The sequence below is a fragment of the Providencia sp. PROV076 genome, assembly GCF_028483405.1.
GTDB classification, from domain to species: domain Bacteria; phylum Pseudomonadota; class Gammaproteobacteria; order Enterobacterales; family Enterobacteriaceae; genus Providencia; species Providencia huaxiensis.
In genome coordinates this window covers 127009-144575 of record NZ_JAMPRR010000019.1, presented here as the reverse complement: position 1 = coordinate 144575, position 17567 = coordinate 127009, and the positions used below count along the sequence as shown (strand labels likewise).

Annotated in this window: 12 protein-coding genes and 1 pseudogene; 5 read left to right on the top strand and 8 right to left on the bottom strand. The window is 41.3% G+C overall.

What is annotated here, in order from left to right:
- Positions 1 to 113: 113 nt before the first annotated feature.
- Positions 114 to 986, bottom strand: coding sequence for an EamA family transporter (locus tag PSF67_RS14055; RefSeq protein WP_272677152.1), 873 nt, complete (start codon positions 984 to 986; stop codon positions 114 to 116).
- Positions 987 to 1070: 84 nt separating this feature from the next.
- Here PSF67_RS14055 and PSF67_RS14050 point away from each other — a divergent pair, with 84 nt between their 5' ends.
- Positions 1071 to 1565, top strand: a complete 495-nt coding sequence (locus tag PSF67_RS14050; RefSeq protein ID WP_166267404.1) for a MarR family winged helix-turn-helix transcriptional regulator — start codon at positions 1071 to 1073, stop codon at positions 1563 to 1565.
- Between the two features lie 46 nt (positions 1566 to 1611).
- On the opposite strand, the gene PSF67_RS14045 is transcribed toward PSF67_RS14050, so the two are convergent.
- From PSF67_RS14045 to PSF67_RS14020, 5 genes and pseudogenes are all read right to left on the bottom strand, one after another.
- On the bottom strand, positions 1612 to 3654 hold the full coding sequence (locus PSF67_RS14045) for an SWIM zinc finger family protein (protein WP_272677149.1): 2043 nt from the start codon (positions 3652 to 3654) through the stop codon (positions 1612 to 1614).
- Positions 3651 to 4805: a VWA domain-containing protein gene (locus tag PSF67_RS14040; protein ID WP_272677147.1), complete on the bottom strand. Its 1155-nt coding sequence runs from the start codon at positions 4803 to 4805 to the stop codon at positions 3651 to 3653. Before PSF67_RS14040 ends, PSF67_RS14045 begins: the two co-directional genes overlap by 4 nt.
- Positions 4805 to 7351 carry a DUF5682 family protein gene (locus tag PSF67_RS14035; protein WP_272677145.1) on the bottom strand — a complete coding sequence of 849 codons (2547 nt, stop codon included), beginning with the start codon at positions 7349 to 7351 and terminating at the stop codon, positions 4805 to 4807. Before PSF67_RS14035 ends, PSF67_RS14040 begins: the two co-directional genes overlap by 1 nt.
- A 106-nt stretch (positions 7352 to 7457) precedes the next feature.
- Positions 7458 to 8567, bottom strand: a complete 1110-nt coding sequence (locus PSF67_RS14030; RefSeq protein WP_102138548.1) for an ATP-binding protein — start codon at positions 8565 to 8567, stop codon at positions 7458 to 7460.
- Positions 8568 to 8591: 24 nt separating this feature from the next.
- A pseudogene (locus PSF67_RS14020) lies at positions 8592 to 12328 on the bottom strand (DUF4132 domain-containing protein).
- Positions 12329 to 12684: 356 nt separating this feature from the next.
- Here PSF67_RS14020 and PSF67_RS14015 point away from each other — a divergent pair.
- From PSF67_RS14015 to PSF67_RS14005, 3 genes are all read left to right on the top strand, one after another.
- Positions 12685 to 13089, top strand: a complete 405-nt coding sequence (locus PSF67_RS14015; RefSeq protein WP_102138721.1) for a RidA family protein — start codon at positions 12685 to 12687, stop codon at positions 13087 to 13089.
- A 27-nt stretch (positions 13090 to 13116) separates the two neighbouring features.
- Positions 13117 to 14082, top strand: coding sequence for a threo-3-hydroxy-L-aspartate ammonia-lyase (locus PSF67_RS14010; RefSeq protein ID WP_125894729.1), 966 nt, complete (start codon positions 13117 to 13119; stop codon positions 14080 to 14082).
- Positions 14083 to 14180: 98 nt separating this feature from the next.
- Positions 14181 to 14810, top strand: coding sequence for a helix-turn-helix transcriptional regulator (locus PSF67_RS14005; RefSeq protein ID WP_102138545.1), 630 nt, complete (start codon positions 14181 to 14183; stop codon positions 14808 to 14810).
- Here PSF67_RS14005 and PSF67_RS14000 read toward each other — a convergent pair.
- Complete coding sequence (locus PSF67_RS14000) at positions 14807 to 15343, bottom strand: metallophosphoesterase family protein (RefSeq protein ID WP_102138544.1); 537 nt, start codon at positions 15341 to 15343, stop codon at positions 14807 to 14809. The two genes, PSF67_RS14005 and PSF67_RS14000, sit on opposite strands and share 4 nt — an antisense overlap.
- A 242-nt stretch (positions 15344 to 15585) precedes the next feature.
- Between PSF67_RS14000 and PSF67_RS13995 the strand changes: the two genes are divergently transcribed.
- The gene (locus PSF67_RS13995; RefSeq protein WP_272677141.1) at positions 15586 to 16464 is read left to right on the top strand and encodes an alpha/beta fold hydrolase; all 879 of its coding nucleotides are present in this window, start codon (positions 15586 to 15588) and stop codon (positions 16462 to 16464) included.
- A 43-nt stretch (positions 16465 to 16507) separates the two neighbouring features.
- Here PSF67_RS13995 and PSF67_RS13990 read toward each other — a convergent pair whose 3' ends face one another.
- On the bottom strand, positions 16508 to 17392 hold the full coding sequence (locus PSF67_RS13990) for a DUF362 domain-containing protein (protein ID WP_272677138.1): 885 nt from the start codon (positions 17390 to 17392) through the stop codon (positions 16508 to 16510).
- Between the last annotated feature and the right edge of the window lie 175 nt (positions 17393 to 17567).

The window sequence follows — 17567 nt, the reverse complement described above, 5'->3', positions numbered from 1 at the left end:
CGCATGAATACTCTAATGAATATTAACACAGGGAAAAGTTGCTCATTGCATCTAGTTAACAACTTACAGACAATGAACAACTTATAGGCAATGAGGAACCTACAGAGCTTACTTTAACGTTGATAAGCTAAAGTCACTTTTCTTGTTTCAGCTCGTTGGCTCGCCCACACGCTGAGTAAAATGACAATCATACCAATAAATTGCAAGGTGCTAAGTTGTTGGTTGAGATAAAACCACCCCAAAACTACTGCGCTCACAGGGCTTAAAAACCCAAGAGACGCAACTGAACTTGGGCCTAGTATTGCAAGCCCACGGAACCATAAGGCATAAGTTAATGCTCCACCAATAAGCGTTAGATACCCCAATCCAATTAAATTTAATGAGCTCAATGCTGGCAAAGCTGGCTCAAACACAATGGCAAAGGGTAATAAAACTAACCCTCCCGCAGTTAATTGCCATGAAGTAAAGGTTAAAGCACTGACGGGTGGCTGCCAGCGGCGGCTTAATACCGTTCCCGCCGCCATTGAAAATGCGCCAGCTAACCCTGCAATAATGCCTAGCGGATCTAAAGCCGCATTCGGTGTTAAAAGCAATATCGCCACCCCGAATACCCCTGCAATTGATGCCATAATAGAAACTGGTGATAAACGGCTATTTAACAACCAACGACTTAAAAATAAAACAATTAATGGCTGTACAGCGCCAACCGTTGCAGCCACACCACCAGGTAAGCGATACGCAGCAATAAACAATAACCACCAAAATAGAGAAAAATTTAAAACACCTAATATCACTACACGTAACCACCAAATACCCTCAGGTAGTTTTCGTAGCACGAGTATCAATAGCAACCCTGCGGGTAAAGCCCGCAATACCGCCAATGTTAATGGTATCCCAGCGGGTAACATTTCTGTTGTCACTAAATATGTACTTCCCCACACAATCGGTGCTAATGCCGTCAACCCTAAAACCGTTAGTCGATTCATATTTCTGCTCTTTCAGTTTATCTTGACGTCAAGATATGTGCATTTTACCTTGACGTCAAGATAAATAACCGCCATTATTTGCCTATGGATAGAATAGATAAAATCACTCAACAGTGGGAAAGAGAACGTCCTGACCTCGATATTAGCCCAATGGGGTTAATTGGCCGGTTGGGTAACGTCGCGTTTCACTTAACTCGTGAAATGGAAAAGGTCTTCACGCAATTTGGCCTTAACCGTTCAAGCTTCGATGTGCTTGCGACATTACGCCGAGCAGGAGCCCCTTATACACTGAGCCCGGGGGAAATGCTGTCGACGTTGATGGTCACATCGGGGACGATGACCAACCGAATAGACCAATTAGAAAAAGCGGGGTTAGTCAGCCGCCATGCCAACCCTGATGACGGCCGCGGTTTTTTGGTTTCACTAACAACCGAAGGCTTAACGCTAATCAACCAACTTATTGAAGCACATACACAAAACCAAGCCCGCCTCGTTGCTAAATTATCGCAACAAGAACAACAAGCATTAGATCAGTTACTGCGGACATTCTTAGCGTCATTTGAGTCTAATGAGAAGTAACACACTGTTGATACATAATGAGGGAGTGATCTTACTCCCCCTTATGTTATTGGTTAAATTGAAAAGGCAATGGCATTTGTAACTTTTCAAAACGGTCACATAAATAGACTAACTGTAATAGTACTTGGGGTTGTAAGTCACTGGAGGCAATCAAGGGTTTGAATTGATTAGCCAACCAAAGAGCCCCCAAATCCTCTAGCGTTCTAATAACATACGCAATTTCATTTTGTTGTGTTTGGGATAAACATTGCCTTCCTGTGCACGCTTGCGTTTCCAATACTGAAAGTATTGGCCGAACAAGCTGGCTAGCCAACGTTAATTCAGGCACAAAAACTTGGCTTTTTTGCTGCTTTTTCGCCATATATTCGATGATTTTATTAAAAAAGCCTGAACGTTGTTTCTTACGTGGTGTACTTTCAAAGTCTAAGTAGAACAACTCAATACCGTGTTCCTTTTTTAACCATAGCGTTTTGGGTACCAACTGGATCGCCTCTTGCGAATGACTTACCTGCACAGTCACAGCACAAATTGGCCATTGCTGTTTCGTAATAAACCGCAATTCTTCAATTTTATGGTCATCACTCCCTTGCCAGTTTAACCGTAAAAATGCCCGATTTTGTTGTGCGTCAGTCACCGCCCATAAGACACATTGTTCTGTTTCATCCCAATAGAGCGGCTCATAGTCATCAATATGCAATAAAACCGGGGAAAACCGATTGTCTTGTGTGAGTGTTGGCAATTCATTAGCCGCCAGCTGCCAATCGGTATAACCAAATTCAGCTTTAATGTTAAGGTAATCATTGGTTGTTACCCCCTTTTCTTTAGTGCTAACCGCATAGCTTTCGCCAGTGGCTGATAATTTACCTTCCTCTGATAACCGCGGTGAATGCAATTTAAAGGGGGTTTTCATCAAACTTTCGGCTGTATGTTTCCATAACGCCAGTGTTTGCCAAACATTTTGTCGATTAAACGTTGGGTCAAGACTATTACTACGACCTTGCGTGCATTGAATGATTTTTTTATTTTGCCGATCCCAGAAACTCAATGTAGCCCCAATCGCACCACTCTCGGTTTTCCACCAGTTTGCATCAATAGGCAATAAATCAAATTCTATGGATTGATCGCTATACTGCCGTCTTTGTAACCCTTTGAGTTCAATAAGCTGATGTTCATTTGCTACTGATAATTGGTACAAATAAGCTGATATCTCGGCAATTAACCGCAAAACTTGCCCTTCATCCATCGTAAAATGTTTGTCAGCTAAGCGCTTAACTTGTTGGCTAAGGCGTCTCATATCATTAGCTAAGCGAGGCAGCCCTTCAGCTCGTGCTGACATATTCAGTAATTGCAACTGGCTAGCACTGCTTTGGCTAATATGTGACAGTCCTTGCCGTAACATATCCTGAATAAATTGTTCGATGGAACCCATCACCACTTTATCGTCTTGGCTAAGTCCCTGTTGATGCACTTGACCTGCGGTTAACTCTTCTGGCCAATGCCAATCTTGGCCATGCTGAAGCTTCAATTTTGCAATAATAGCGAGATGAACCGCATTTTTTTGTTTTTCGGGTAGAGATGAAATCATGCCCTGTAAGCCACTATTACGCATATAAATAATTGGCTCATCATATTCTGGCAGACTAATTTTTAACTGGTTGGATTGCGCTTCATAAACCAATTCTTTTTCTTGCCACTCCTGTATAAATCTAAACGCTAAACGCATATCAGGCTTAGTTGCTTGTTTGATTAAGCTCTCTGGTTGCAGTGCGAATAATTCGCTTAGTACCGTTTCACTCGCTATCGGCTCTGCTGGATCAATTTCTGTGGTTGCATTCGACTGTATCCACAAAACTGCCGCCAAAATGTGTTTACAACACCCTGTTGCGGGGCAATCACAAGTGGCTTTTTGGATCCCTTGCGCATCTAAAGAAACGCTTTGACCATCACTCGTAAATGTTCCAGCGTCTAAGTCTGTTGGGTTAACCTTTTGATTTTCAACATCTTTGCGGGCACGTCTCAGTAACCCCACATTCGCAAATACGGCTAATGCATCCTCGTCATACTGTAAATAACTGTTTTTCCAACTCATTGCATGACCTCAGCTAACCATTGAGCAAAATGTTCCGGGGTTAATGCAGCAACATGCATCCCTCTATCAGCGAGTTTTTGGGCAATTTCAGGATCATAAACGGGAAGTGCTTCATCATCCAACGCGGCTAAACCTAACAACTTCACTTGTTGGCTATGCAAACGTTGTGTGCAATTGAGCAAATGATTCAGCGCGCCACCCTCTTCAAAATCGCTGATTAAGCTAATCACCGTGCGTTTTGGGTTACGTATCAAACTTTCACAATATTGCATCGCTTTAGCGATATCCGTTCCGCCACCCAATTGCACGGTCATTAACACTTCAACAGGATCTTGTGCAAGGTGACTTAAATCAACAACTTGAGTATCAAAAACGACCAAAGACACGCGTACAGTCGGTAATGCCGCTAAGATACTCGCGCACACGGCCGCATACATAATAGAACTCGCCATCGAGCCACTTTGGTCAACACACAGGATCACATCCCACGGTAAATGTTGTTGTTGACGAGAATTAAAATGAGGTGTTTTTATCACTAACCGTTGATTTTGTTTATCGTAATTTTTCAAATTAGCGGCAATCGTCCCTCGCCAATCAAAATTACGGCTGTTTGGGACCAGTGAACGTTGAAAGCGGTTACGTCGTCCTGTTAGTGCGTGGCGAAATTGGTTACGTATTTGACTTAGAATATCATCCACGACTTTGCGTATAATATTTTTAACGGCATCACGGGTTTCTTCATTCATCTTCCCGCGTAAGCTTAACAACACTTTTGCGAGGGACTTTGTCGGCTCCATGGCATTTAGCGCTTGTGGGTCCTTTAACAAACTACTGATCTCATAACGTTCTAAAGCCTGAGATTGCATCCGCTCAAAGGTACTATTAGGAAACAATTTACGGGCTTGGTTTAACCAATTAACCGCGGTCAATTGGGAAGCATCTAAAGAACCATGACGTCCAGTTTCTTGCTTTAAGCCTCGACGTTGGTATTCTCTTCGATACAAAAAGTCCAAAGAACGTTCTATTTTCAACTCTTCAGCACTGAAGGTGGCTTGGCCAAGTGCGTTATCGGCATATTGCCCGAGTATTAAACGCCAGCGCTTAGCCAGTAGAAGTTGTTCAGGGGTTAATGTGACATTTTTTTGACTCATTATTTACCTTCCTGAGCGCGAGCAAACCAACTTTGTAACCCTAATTCAGTGAGCTGGCTTTGTAATTGTTGTTCGAGTTGAATAACTTGCATCATTTGTTGCTCATTAAACTCGGTTTGGTGCAGTGTGAGTTCTTTTGCCTCAATCGCTAAGTCTTGTGCCACATATTGTGCCATTTGTGCATTTTGTTTAGGCGTTAATTGGCTAAATGCAAACCGTAAATCGGGTAACACTTGAATAAAACGCCCTTCATCCCATTCACTAAGTAACTGATTTAACATATCAATGAGTAATGGTATGCGTAAGACTAACTCGGGTGCGGTTCGCATCACACCAATAAAATAGCCAATGGCCATTTCAGGATCACTACCGGAGCTGAACGCACGCTTAATCTCTTCTGTTAGAACGGATTCATCTATTTTTGCCCCGAGATAGCGCAAAGCATCCACCGCACCTTTTAAAAGTGGCGTATGGTTTAATTGACCTTGACAGCGGTCTAATTCCTGATAAAAATCAATGGCATAATCATGATTTTTATTGATTTCAGGCATGAAAGTGACTAATTCACGGCAAGAAAGCAAGGCTGAGAAATGGGGTTCTTGCTGCTGTTCATCCCCCTGCGTAATTTGTGCAAAGCAATAAAACGCTTGTTGCAACAAGGCATCTAAACGTGCTTCGATAGCAAAACCATCGTCAATATCAAAGAATTGGCGACCCCGCCACAGATGAACAAGTTTATGACCACACGCAATCAATGACGCAAACTTTGTATCCTGTTGAATATAACCATCTAACAAGGAAAATAATGCCGGCATCCGTTGATGCAACCCAATCAATGCTGCTTGCATGAGTAACCCGACCGCACTTTCGCTTGAACGACTAACACCTTGCTGTTCTAGATTTTTCTCCATTTCAAACAAACGGTTTAGGGCAATAGCTTTTAATTGCGTTCCTTGTTCTGATAAGGCAATTAATTCCCCTTCAACATTGGGCGTCCACGCGTATTGCCATTCTTCAAACAATAAATCCATTTGGTTACCAGAAAAAAAGTTTGGCCCAGATAGATGCTTAGCAAAATGGATATCGAGAAATGCTAATAAATGCAGGAATCGGCTACGCGCACGATGTTGTTGACTACGATAGACATCTAAGCGACTCACCTTACTTAAGGTGTCATCAAGTTTGAAACGAAAACTTTTTGCGATTTCATAAGTTTCAGTGACCAGCGGAGGCGTTGCTGTCCCTTTGGGGATTTTCCCGAGTAAAAAGCCAGAGAAACAGGTTTTTATTTCCTGCCAAAGCTCAATTTGGCTTTCATCTAAGCTACCTTTGATAAAAACACTTTGTAACCCATCTAACAGATCATAGCGCCCAGGGCCTGCATGCCCACGAAAGGCGGCAAGACGAATGCTTTGCTCTGCGGCCAATTTAACCGATAGAAAGCCAGGAGCGGCTTCAAATTGCTTTTCACGTAAGACATGCGCAACTTTAGACAGATAGGCAACACCTAAACGATTTCGATAAGCTTGTGTAGGTTGATTGTCGCCTGCCATCTGGGCTTGGCGTTGCTCTAATAATGACAACCACGACTGCTGGTAAAATGCGGGGGAAGGCATCCCTGATGCATAGCCATTCAATGCATCGAGTTTGTCATAGCTATAGCGAATAAACCAAGCCTTGTCTTGTTCGCCCAGTTTTTGCTGTTGGGTAAACGCTTTTTGTTGTGCCGCAGAAAGCTTAAACTGCTGTTTGCGCACTTCTTCCAACCCTTCAAGTAGCGCAAGGGTATGGAATCCCCCCGTTACCACGACAATTTTAGCTTCCGGATGTTGGGCTTTAATGGTTTGGATATGCGACTGCATATATTGCTCACGCTGTATGGAACCTTCTGACTCAAGGACTTGGGGTTCATAATCAAGTCGTGCCAGAGCACACCAGATAAAGCTATCCATAAAAAAGGCTGGCCAATCTGCGAGCTGTTCAATTGCTCGTAATTCAAAAATCTGTTCCCATAATTCATCATGGTCACGGCAACCACTTTTTTTCGCAAGCTGGCTAATAAACAAGCTATGTGCTAAGTAGCGCTCTTTCTGCAAACTTTGAGATTGCAGATCATTGGCTTCATCTTCATTAACTTGTGCTGTCCATGGTAAATCAATAAAACGTAATTGGGCTTGGTATTGCTGGCCTATGTGCAAAGCTTGCCATTCCGGAGAATATTCACAAAAAGGAAAATAGGCAGAGCGAGTGACGGCGTCACTTTTATCATCCTCCTGTGTGGTTTTTAACTCTGTTTGCGCCATAATAGCGACAGGTGGCTGAGTATCATGATGTAGCAAACTGGTCAGTAGCCCATTAAAACTATCAGGCCCTTCAATTAAAACGTAATCGGGTTTTATGTGCTCAATCAAAGACAGTGTGCTGTATGCACACGCAGGGCTATGATGACGAATTGGCGCAAAATAAATACCCACTGACTCAAGTTGTCGCCTATCTTGTAATGCTTTTTCAATGCGTTCTGGTAAAGGTATCGATAGCAAGCTCACCGCTGTTTCCCTAAGGGTTATTCGCCTTAAATGGCCTTTTGCTGATTTAGTTATCATGAAGACGAATTAGCAGAGCCCTCACGGCTCTGCCATTGTGATAAAAAATTTATTGCCAAAATGCCCTTGATGCATCAAAAAAGGCTTTCCACTCTTGGCTGTGTTTTGCCCTTTCTCTCGCGACATTATCAATGTAATAACGCATCCGTTTGATATCATCAGGGTTATCTTTTAACACCACACCAATAAGCTGCCGTGCAACGGCCCCTGCATTGAGCGTACCATCGCCTAAGTAATGGGCTTCAAGCGCACATGCATAAGCAATATTCACGGCCTCAGCTGTCGACATCACCGCATCTGGGGTTTTAATATTGCCCCCATCTTTGGTATTCCCTGAACGCAACTCTTGAAAGGTGGTGACTAACAGTTCAATAACGTTGCTAGGGATAGTCACTAGGCCGTTGAGGTCGGCTAACTCTGTGGTTAATTGCTTATTAATCAGTTCAATTTCAAAGGCGGGGTCCTGGATTGGCCGCACAGTTTCAAAATTAAATCGGCGTTTTAGTGCTGATGACATTTCATGAACACCGCGATCACGCAAGTTCGCTGTACCAATCAAATTAAAACCTTGCTTCGCGCTGATCCGTGCATTGTCTTTCATTTCCGGGATCATCATTTGCTTTTCTGACATTAAACTGACCAGCACATCTTGAATTTCAGGTGGGCAGCGGGTTATCTCTTCAAAACGAACGATTTTACCTTCTTGCATGCCTTGGTATAACGGTGAACTCACCAGAGCCTTTTCCGTCGGGCCTTCTGCTAGTAGCAAAGCATAGTTCCACGAATATTTAATATGATCTTCAGTTGTACCTGCGGTTCCTTGAATGGTTAAACCTGAGTCACCACTAATTGCAGCAGCTAATAACTCCGATAACATGGATTTCGCTGTTCCGGGTTCCCCCACTAACATTAGTCCTTGTTTTCCTAATAACGTCACAATTGCGCGGTCAACTAAAGCATCATCACCGAAAAATTTTGCAGAAATATTGAGTGATCCATCACCTAAGATAAATTGCCTAACGGCACGAGGCGATCGCAACCACCCTTGTGGTTTCGGGTTCTGTTTATCTGCTTCGGTTAAACGTGCCAATTCATCGGCAAAACGAACTTCTGCGCTTTCACGCAGAACATTCCCTTGTGTTGTTTTATTTTTAGTCATTCCAAAATCCTACGTTAAACCCGCTTACCAAGGTGTTTTCTTTTCCCACTCAGGATCAAAACCTGCACACGCATCCGCAACTTTTAAATAATCCGCATAGCTTTCAGCTAACAAAATAGGCGGGATATCTTTTAACTCGATATAGCTGCGGTTCCATGAGCTTTGTTGTGATTTCTCAAAGCTTAATGAATACAAAACGGCTGGGATATTTTCCTCTGGCACATAACTGCCACTAAATTCGATATAGACATAAAAACCTAAACTGGCGAAATGTTTTGCATAGTGGGTAAAGCTCCCACCATCTTCCGCCTGCCCGCGCTGGTAACCCATTTTTGTCAAGACGCCACGCAAGGTGTAGGTATCGGTTAGCCACCCTTTGCGGTCTTCAATTTCGGTTAATTTCAGATCCAAATCAGGGATTTTATGCTCCATTTGCGAGAATAAAAATTTCACTTTGTAATCTTTAAAGTGTGCTATCCAGGCTTTCCGTTCATCTTCACTGACCAATGCCGCATGGGCTAATTTGATATAAGAATCAGTAGATAGAGTGACTTCATCATCATCTAAATTTAATAAACTGCCATCGTCCGATGGACGAAATACATTCAGAATATTGTTGTCTTTGGTTTCTATCCAAACTAGTTTTTCAATAAGGCCACGCATCACCGGGTGTGCTTGAATATATTCCTGCCAGTCTGCGGTTGTCCAAAGGCGCTCCGCACACATCGCTTCATACAAACGTGCGGTTTGTAGTTCAATCACTTGTTTGAGCTCTTTTTTACTCGCAGTGAATAACTTTTTAGACTCTTTAGCCAACTCTTCATTGTCTGTTTTGCGTGTAGCAGGTAATGCTTTGATTTCTTTACCTTCTGGATTAAACAAAACTAATTTTTGCTGTGCATCCAGTTTCGCAGTAAACGTGCGGTCACCGTATTCAAGTGCCAAAATACCGGTTTCATCCATTCCCGCTGTTGGTATTGTTCTATCCGCAAGTTCATCTGCGCTCCAACCATTACGCTCGGCAATCTGAGCAACCAATCCGCACGCTTTTTCTTGAACTGACGCGGTACGATAACGGCGAGAAAGTGACAATAATAATTGAATGATGAGTGGGTCATTGCTTGTCGCCACCGCATCAATCATAGCTTCAATTTGTGCACGCCGTTGGTAGTGGTCACGCATATAATTACGCAATGTAGTCACGGCAAGGTGCCCTTCAATACCACAAATCAGTGCTAAAACATCCCTTTATCACTAATAGCGGAACCTAAATAACGGCGCAGTACTTCATTTTTTATCTCATTAAACGTCTGCTCTAACGTGTAGTTTTCATATTGGCTATAATATTCAGGCCAACGTTTCACCCAATCTTGATAATTAGCTAAGCGCTTTGGCGCATCGCGTTCTGCTTCCGCCATTGCCATTTCTAATGACGGCCCAGCAATGTCCTGCCCGATAAAACTATTTAAAATAAAACTGCCGAGTTTCTTTTGGCTATCGACTGAAAGTAAGCCAATATAACGTTGCAATAACCCATTACCTGCTGGCATTTTTAATTTAACGGCCAAGATCACCCACCAGCGAATAATATCGGCTTCTACGGGTTTATTATTTTGCCAAGTTAATGCGGGCAACGTATCTAAGTTAAACCACGCCATACTGGCAGGCGCTTTCGCTTTTAGCCCTTTTTGCGCTTCTGTTAATAACACTTTAGGCGCAAGGTAACCGGAAATATCTTCCCCAAATTGTTCCAGAGCGGTTAATAAGGCAGCCCGCACCACTTCGCGTTTTTCTTTCTTTAACAATGCATAAAGTGGTTTCAATGAATCAGGGCTTTTTAATCGTGCCAACCATTCAATTGCGGTAACACGAATTTCTTGCTTACCTGAATCTAACCCCTCAGCCGCATTAAGGTGAATATTCGGTAATGTCTCTAGTAGTTTCTGCGCACTCAGACGATGAGTTTTATTTTCCCCAAGAGCCAACTCCATAATACGCGGAATGAATCGCGCGGGAATGGTCGGCAGCATGGCAAGTACATCAATTCCACTCGCCGCATCATATTCTTGGTAATGACGTTGCTTTTCTTGTTGAGGAATTAAACCCAATGCTTCTGCAATAAAATCTGGGTGTTGAATAAAAAACGGCCAAACTTGTGCTGGCTGATTAAAAATGGCTAACCCATTGGCATATGAGCGTAAGCAAAGGTCTGCAATTAACCGTGTTGCATTATTAAAATGGCATTGTGTTAACGTTTTTTCTAATTGGCGCAATTCAATTTGCCCAAGAATTCTTGGTGGAACTTCTCGAGTAAGATGGTAATGGGATAGATGCTCTTCATTTGTGCGGTTATGGCTGATCAGACGTAATGCATGGAATAACGTAAATTCAGGCAAGTTAGTAATACGTTCTTTAAATTTCACCACGCTATATTCATGGTCAGTAATAATTTCCTTACCTGAATTTAGTTTATCAATCACTTTGCAACAAGCTTGTGCATTAAGCTTTTGGAATTCTTTGTAATGGCGTTGTGCCCAATTGTAGCTGTGCTTCTGTTGTTTATTTTCTTCAATTTCATTTTCTGCATTTTCTTTTGCTTTTTGCAGCATTTCATTGAAATTATTAACTAAAATATCTTTTGCACTTTCAGGCAGCGGTGTATCTTCTAATTCAACGAATTCAGGTAACTCGGCTTCTTCAACCTGGCTAGCTGTATCCATCACTGAAAATCTCGAAATCGCACTTTCAATACTTTTCAGGACGGTTTTATTCGTTTCTGTTGTTAATGCAGCTTCTAATATCTCTCGATGTTCACCTATTCGAGCAAATAAATCTGCGGCTTGAGTACGCTGTTTGGGCGTCCCTTCTGTTAAAATTTGGGTTAAATGTTGCGTGACCGATTGTGCAGGTAAAATTGCCATTGTAGGTTCCGCAGCTGCACGCACAGTCTTTAACGAGCTGGTGGCAAAAGAAACTAATACGTCAGCAAAAAGCGTATAAAGGTCAACGTCTTTCTTCAACGTATTGATTAATTGAATTTGCCCAGCAGCAGATAAATGATTCACTAATGTCTGCTTAATAAACGCTTGCTCTGCAGTTAAATACGCTTTGAAACCAGGGATAGCAAAGAGCCGACTTAAGTTATCATAATGGTAATCGGATAAATGGTGCCGATCGAAAATGATATATAAAATGGTGTTAGCCGGTTTATCTGTCTCTTGTTCGATAATTTCCGTTAGTAAGTCAAAATGCCAATGTTTTCGATGTTCTAACTTGGTATCCCGCGAATTATCATAGGTTTTTGCAAAGGCATCGCCCATTAAATAACTCACCCATGACGGTAATTCAGGCGTTAATACTTTGATATTAATATCTTGACATGCTGCAGCTAAAACTTTTGCAAAACGAGCGATTTGCGACGAAGTAATCCCATCACCCACTTTTGAATATAACTTATGTCTTGCATTTGCCCCTTGGCGAATTAATTTATTATATTGACTCGAGTTAAAGCTATTTCCTCCCCACCACCAATCTACGGTACCGGGTTTATCGAGTAAAATAACGGCTTTTTCGTTATCCAATTGGCTTAATTGAACCAATACTTCTGGCGATTTTCCATCTAACACATACTCTAAAACAGTTTTAGGCAATGCTTCATCTAGTACTGACAAAGGCAAAAGCGCTTCTTGTAAATATTGTTCTGCAACGGGTAATTCTTTTTTCCCAAAAATTGAAAGAAGATTAAATGTGAACTTTGCCATCTGATATCCCTAAAAGTATTTATATAACAACTTCTTATCATTTAAATGATATCGTCACAATTTGATTATTCTTAATCATTTTCAATTAGGATATATCACCTAGTCCGCCTTGCCACTTTAAATTCTGCCTATAGGAATATAGTGATGAATTTACGCTTAATAATTACCTTTTCCCCAATAAATCATTTGATTAACTCGCTTATATTTATATTTTTCTTTTTGCCATGTTGATGGACACTCCAATAACAATTTGTTGCTATTTACACCAAATTTATTCTCTAAAAAAGCATTGACTAAACAGATAGTCTAGGATTAGACTAAAAATCCAGTTAATGGTTTTTTATCGAGAGGTCGATATGAGTCAACTTATTGAGAGTGTGAATATTGAATGTGTCAATGCACCAACACTCATTGCCCCAAAAGGGCATTATTCACACTGCGTTACTGCAAATGGACTGGTTTTTATCTCAGGGCAATTGCCCGTTGATAAACTCGGTAATGCCATTACGAACGCGTCATTCCAAGAACAAGCCTCCCTTGTACTTGCTAATTTACAAGCATGCTTAAGTTCCGTTAATTGCGATAAAACGCATTTGGTTCAAGTCCGAGTTTATATAGCAAATATGGAAAACTGGCCGTTATTCAACCAGATATATGCTAAGTGGATAGGAGAGCACCGCCCAGCCCGTGCTGTTGCAGGCGTTTCTGAACTTCATTTTGGCGCAGCCTTAGAAATTGAAGCGATTGCAGTTTCTGTTTAACGACTTATTATTCATTGGGGTTATATCATGTCAGAATTAATACTACCGACTTATCAAGATGTGAAAGCAGCAGCACAACGTATTGCGGGTTTTGCGCATAAAACCCCTGTTCTTACTTCAACAACCGCAAATAAAGAATTTGGTGGTGAGCTGTTTTTTAAATGCGAAAACTTCCAACGCATGGGGGCTTTTAAATTTCGTGGGGCCTTTAATGCGTTAAGTTTATTAAGCCCTGAGCAGAAAAAAGCCGGTGTTATTGCATTTTCTTCTGGTAACCATGCGCAAGGCATCGCTTTAGCAGCACAACTTCTGCACATTCCAGCCACCATTCTAATGCCTAATGATGCACCTGCCGTGAAAGTTGCCGCTACGCAAGGTTACGGTGCTACCGTTATCCGTTTTGATCGCTACAAAGAAGACAGAGAAGTACTTTGCCAACAACTCGCAACGGAACAAGGGTTAACGATTATTCCTCCTTATGACCACCCTGATATCATCGCTGGCCAAGGCACAGCAGCAAAAGAGCTGATTGAAGAAGTGGGTGAATTAGATGCCCTGTTTGTATGCTTAGGTGGCGGAGGCTTACTTTCTGGGTGTGCCATTGCAACCAGAGAGTTATCCCCTAATTGCCAAATTTATGGGGTAGAACCTTTAGCGGGCAATGATGCACAACAATCATTTCGTCGAGGGGAAATTGTGCACATTGATACGCCGAAAACCATCGCAGACGGTGCGCAAACCCAACATCTAGGTAACTACACCTTTGCAGTTATCAAAAATAAGGTTGATGATATTTTCACTGTAACTGATGAACAACTTATTGACCGCATGAAGTTTTATGCTGAACGAATGAAAATTATCGTGGAGCCAACAGGTTGCTTGTCCTATGCTGCCGCCCTTGCCCACAAAGAGTTGTTTCAAGGTAAGCGTGTGGGGATCATTGTCAGTGGAGGCAATGTCGATATTCAGCACTTTGCACAATTAGTATCATAGAGAATGGGTTTCATAATGTTCACCGCCCTTCATCTATTAGCAACACTGAAAATAGGTTAAAATTAACTATTACCGCTTGATAGATGAAGGGAAATGACATGTCAGATCAAAAAGATAATTCATTACTGGCTCAAGTTGAAATTATTGCAAAAGGCCTTAGTGAAACATTTGCGCCTTTTTGTGAAGTCGTTGTACACGACCTTAAAAACCCAGAACACTCAATCCTTTCGATTCATAATAACTTATCTGGTCGCCAAGTTGGTGAACCGACTACTGAACTCGGTCATGCAAGAATTGAATCTGCAGATTTTCCGAACATCATCGCCAATTATACCAACCAATTTTCTGATGGGCGCCCTGTAAAAAGTACGTCGATTGGCATTAAAGATGAGTCAGGGCAATATATCGCAGCATTGTGTTTAAATCTGGATATGACGTTGTTTAGAGGCATGCAAAGTATGCTGTCGCAGTTTATAGATGTGGGAAATAGCCCAATAAAAGAGCATATTGAGCCTAATGGTGCGGAAGCCATTCGCATGCGTATCGACCAATATGCAGCAACCTTAGCAGCGACACCTCGGACATTGAAAGCAGACGAAAGAAAAAACTTAATTGAAGTGCTGCGCAATGAAGGCCTGTTAGATATCAAAAAATCTATGGAAACAGTGGCACAACACTTAGGCGTATCAAGAGCTTCAGTTTATTTGTATGCAAAAAAAGAAAGTTAACTATTTGCCTTTTTTAATATCTGTTTAATACTAATAGGGAAAAAATTATTCACATCCACACCAACATTAATAGCCCGGGGCCCTAATACCGCTAAACGCTTAAACTGCTCGGGGTCTTTACCTGAATTATGAACATGTCCATATAAGTGAATCGCGTCACGGAAGAAACCTTGCCATTCTAGTATTGGGTAATGGAATAACACTAATTTTTGTTTTTGATATTCCAACTCATGATAGCTTTTAACCCATTCAAATAACGATTGGTCAAATTCGGGGTCGTCTAAAAATTTATCATGGTTGCCGCGGATCAAATATTTTTTCCCTGCTAAACGGCGTAATATTTTATTGGCATCCGCACCATTGCCCTTGTATAAAAAATCACCGAGTATGTAAATCTCATCATGATCAGTAACATACGCATTCCAGTTATGAATTAATGTATCATTCATGTGACTGGTGCTTTTAAATGGGCGATCACATAGGTTAATAATGTTCGAATGACAAAAATGGGTATCTGAAATAAAGTAAATCATATAAAACCTAAAAATATATTAATAATTATTCTACTCAAGCAAACGATTTGCTTACTACTTATCATATCTCAATGATTTTTAATTGCTTTACGGAATTGGCTGAAAAACAGACTTATATTGCGTTGCCATGGTATATTTCAATTATATCAAAGGTAATCATTACCAATTTTTATGGCTCGCAATTACAACGAAACTACGGCATATAAATAGCACTATTCATTAATAACGATCCCGGAAGAAAAATGACCAAAACTAATTCAGCTCCACTTTTTTATGACTCATTTGGAACACCAGATAACCCTGCAATTGTCCTTATTCCTGGTTTAGGTGGCCATAACATTAGCTGGACCTCCGATTTTTGTCAGGAGATTGCAGATGCCGGTTTTTATCTCTTACGTATAGATAACCGTGATGCGGGTTTATCTCATCATATCAATGAGTTTCCATCTATTAATTTAGGGGAATTGGTTGAAAAAATGCAAAAAGGTGAGCCTTTCACTATTCCTTATACTTTATTCGAGATGGCTGAGGATATTATCCATCTATTGGATACATTATCTATTGGTAAAGCTCACTTTATTGGACGTTCTATGGGCGGAATGATAGCGCAAATAGTAGCAGCGAAATTCCCTGAACGTACACTCTCTCTTTGCACAATCATGTCATCAACAGGGAACCCAGCGCTGCCACAAAGTGCTCCCGATGTAATGCAAATGTTGATGAGCCCAAGTGCTAACCCAAAAGAGGATTTAGAAGGATATTTATCAGGACAACTCGCATTTTATCGCCGGATCAGCTCAACATTCGGTCCATTTGATGAAAGTTATTACCGTGAATATATACTGCAATCGCTCGCACGTAATCATTCACCCGAAGGCACTAAACGCCAAATTGTTGCGGTTGCCGTTACCGGAGATCTGCGTCCTTATATTCAGCAAATTAACGTACCAACGTTGGTTATTCATGGTTCAATCGACCCGCTCTTCCCTTTAGCCGCAGGGCAAGATATTGCTGACAATATTCCTAACGCAAAATTGGAAGTTATTGAAGGTATGGGCCACGAAACGCCACCAATGATTAATCCACTAATCGCAAAACTGGTAATTAATCATTTAAATTAATAGGTTAGCATGATAAGGCTCTAAAAATGAGCCTTAGTCACCATTATAGCCACCCTTGTTTCTTATGCTGTGCACAAATTGGGCAAATATGGGTATTTTCTTCCCAAGAAGAAAAGGGTAAGTGGCAAGTATGGCACTGCGCATCATAATAATGGAAAATTTTTGGCACGTTATTTTTAGCTGTATAGGTTTGTACATGAATAGATTTAAGAAAACAAACGACTTGGCAGCTCATGCAACCCGTACAACGTTTTTCATCTATCAAAAATTGGTTATTTTCAATTTCTATCGCATGTTCATCACACATTTTGGCACAAGCACCACAAAGAATGCATTTTTCCGTGTCTAGCTCGACTTTAAACCAGCTATCTTCAGGGTAAAATTGCTTTCTCGCATTAAGCCCAGTTTTTACCTGCCCCTTATCCAAAGGTTTCGAATCTAATTTTTGACGAAATAGCATCATACGGCGGCCGCTATCAACTTGTTCCGGCTGAACAATACGCAATTGCCAAATAGGTTCTTGTAACGCTTTGAGTTTTAAGTTTAATGCCGCTATCGTTGGCAACCATTTATCAACCCACGGTTCAGCAATTTGCATCCCACGAATACCATATTGCCGGTGCCAAACAATCAGTTCATCCGCATTCGCAATAGGCTCGTCATGGTTTACTATCAGAAACTCCCCTTGATAACTACGCTCATGAGGGTTGATATTTTCAATAGCATCTACAGGGCAAGCAAATAAACAATTACCGCATTGGAAACACAGTTCATTATTAATTTCTGCATTCATATGGCTAAACGATACCGCACCGACGGGACAACTGGTGGCACAATTATCACAGATGCTATTTTTCAGGCGTTTCCTTACGCACTGGCCATTAATTATGGGTTCAGGAGGCAGCTCTAAACTAATAAAACGTCTCATTGCTATATACTCTCCCGTTACAACAAAAAATAATATATTTTAAATAACTTGCTACATTTAATCGTTAAATTCTAGCATCAATTTTAAAACTATTTTAGTACAACACTTTGTAGATAAAGATGATTTGGGCTAAATAATGACTTAAAAACCACAAAACTCCCTATATTTTTAAGTT

Excerpts from the sequence above, each read along its gene's own strand:
- PSF67_RS14040 (WP_272677147.1), bottom strand. The coding sequence starts at position 4,805 with ATGAGTCAAAAAAATGTCACATTAACCCCTGAACAACTTCTACTGGCT.
- PSF67_RS14045 (WP_272677149.1), bottom strand. The coding sequence starts at position 3,654 with ATGAGTTGGAAAAACAGTTATTTACAGTATGACGAGGATGCATTAGCC.
- PSF67_RS14055 (WP_272677152.1), bottom strand. The coding sequence starts at position 986 with ATGAATCGACTAACGGTTTTAGGGTTGACGGCATTAGCACCGATTGTG.
- PSF67_RS14010 (WP_125894729.1), top strand. The coding sequence starts at position 13,117 with ATGTCAGAATTAATACTACCGACTTATCAAGATGTGAAAGCAGCAGCA.
- PSF67_RS14005 (WP_102138545.1), top strand. The coding sequence starts at position 14,181 with ATGTCAGATCAAAAAGATAATTCATTACTGGCTCAAGTTGAAATTATT.
- PSF67_RS14015 (WP_102138721.1), top strand. The coding sequence starts at position 12,685 with ATGAGTCAACTTATTGAGAGTGTGAATATTGAATGTGTCAATGCACCA.
- PSF67_RS13990 (WP_272677138.1), bottom strand. The coding sequence starts at position 17,392 with ATGAGACGTTTTATTAGTTTAGAGCTGCCTCCTGAACCCATAATTAAT.
- PSF67_RS13995 (WP_272677141.1), top strand. The coding sequence starts at position 15,586 with ATGACCAAAACTAATTCAGCTCCACTTTTTTATGACTCATTTGGAACA.
- PSF67_RS14030 (WP_102138548.1), bottom strand. The coding sequence starts at position 8,567 with ATGACTAAAAATAAAACAACACAAGGGAATGTTCTGCGTGAAAGCGCA.
- PSF67_RS14050 (WP_166267404.1), top strand. The coding sequence starts at position 1,071 with ATGGATAGAATAGATAAAATCACTCAACAGTGGGAAAGAGAACGTCCT.
- PSF67_RS14000 (WP_102138544.1), bottom strand. The coding sequence starts at position 15,343 with ATGATTTACTTTATTTCAGATACCCATTTTTGTCATTCGAACATTATT.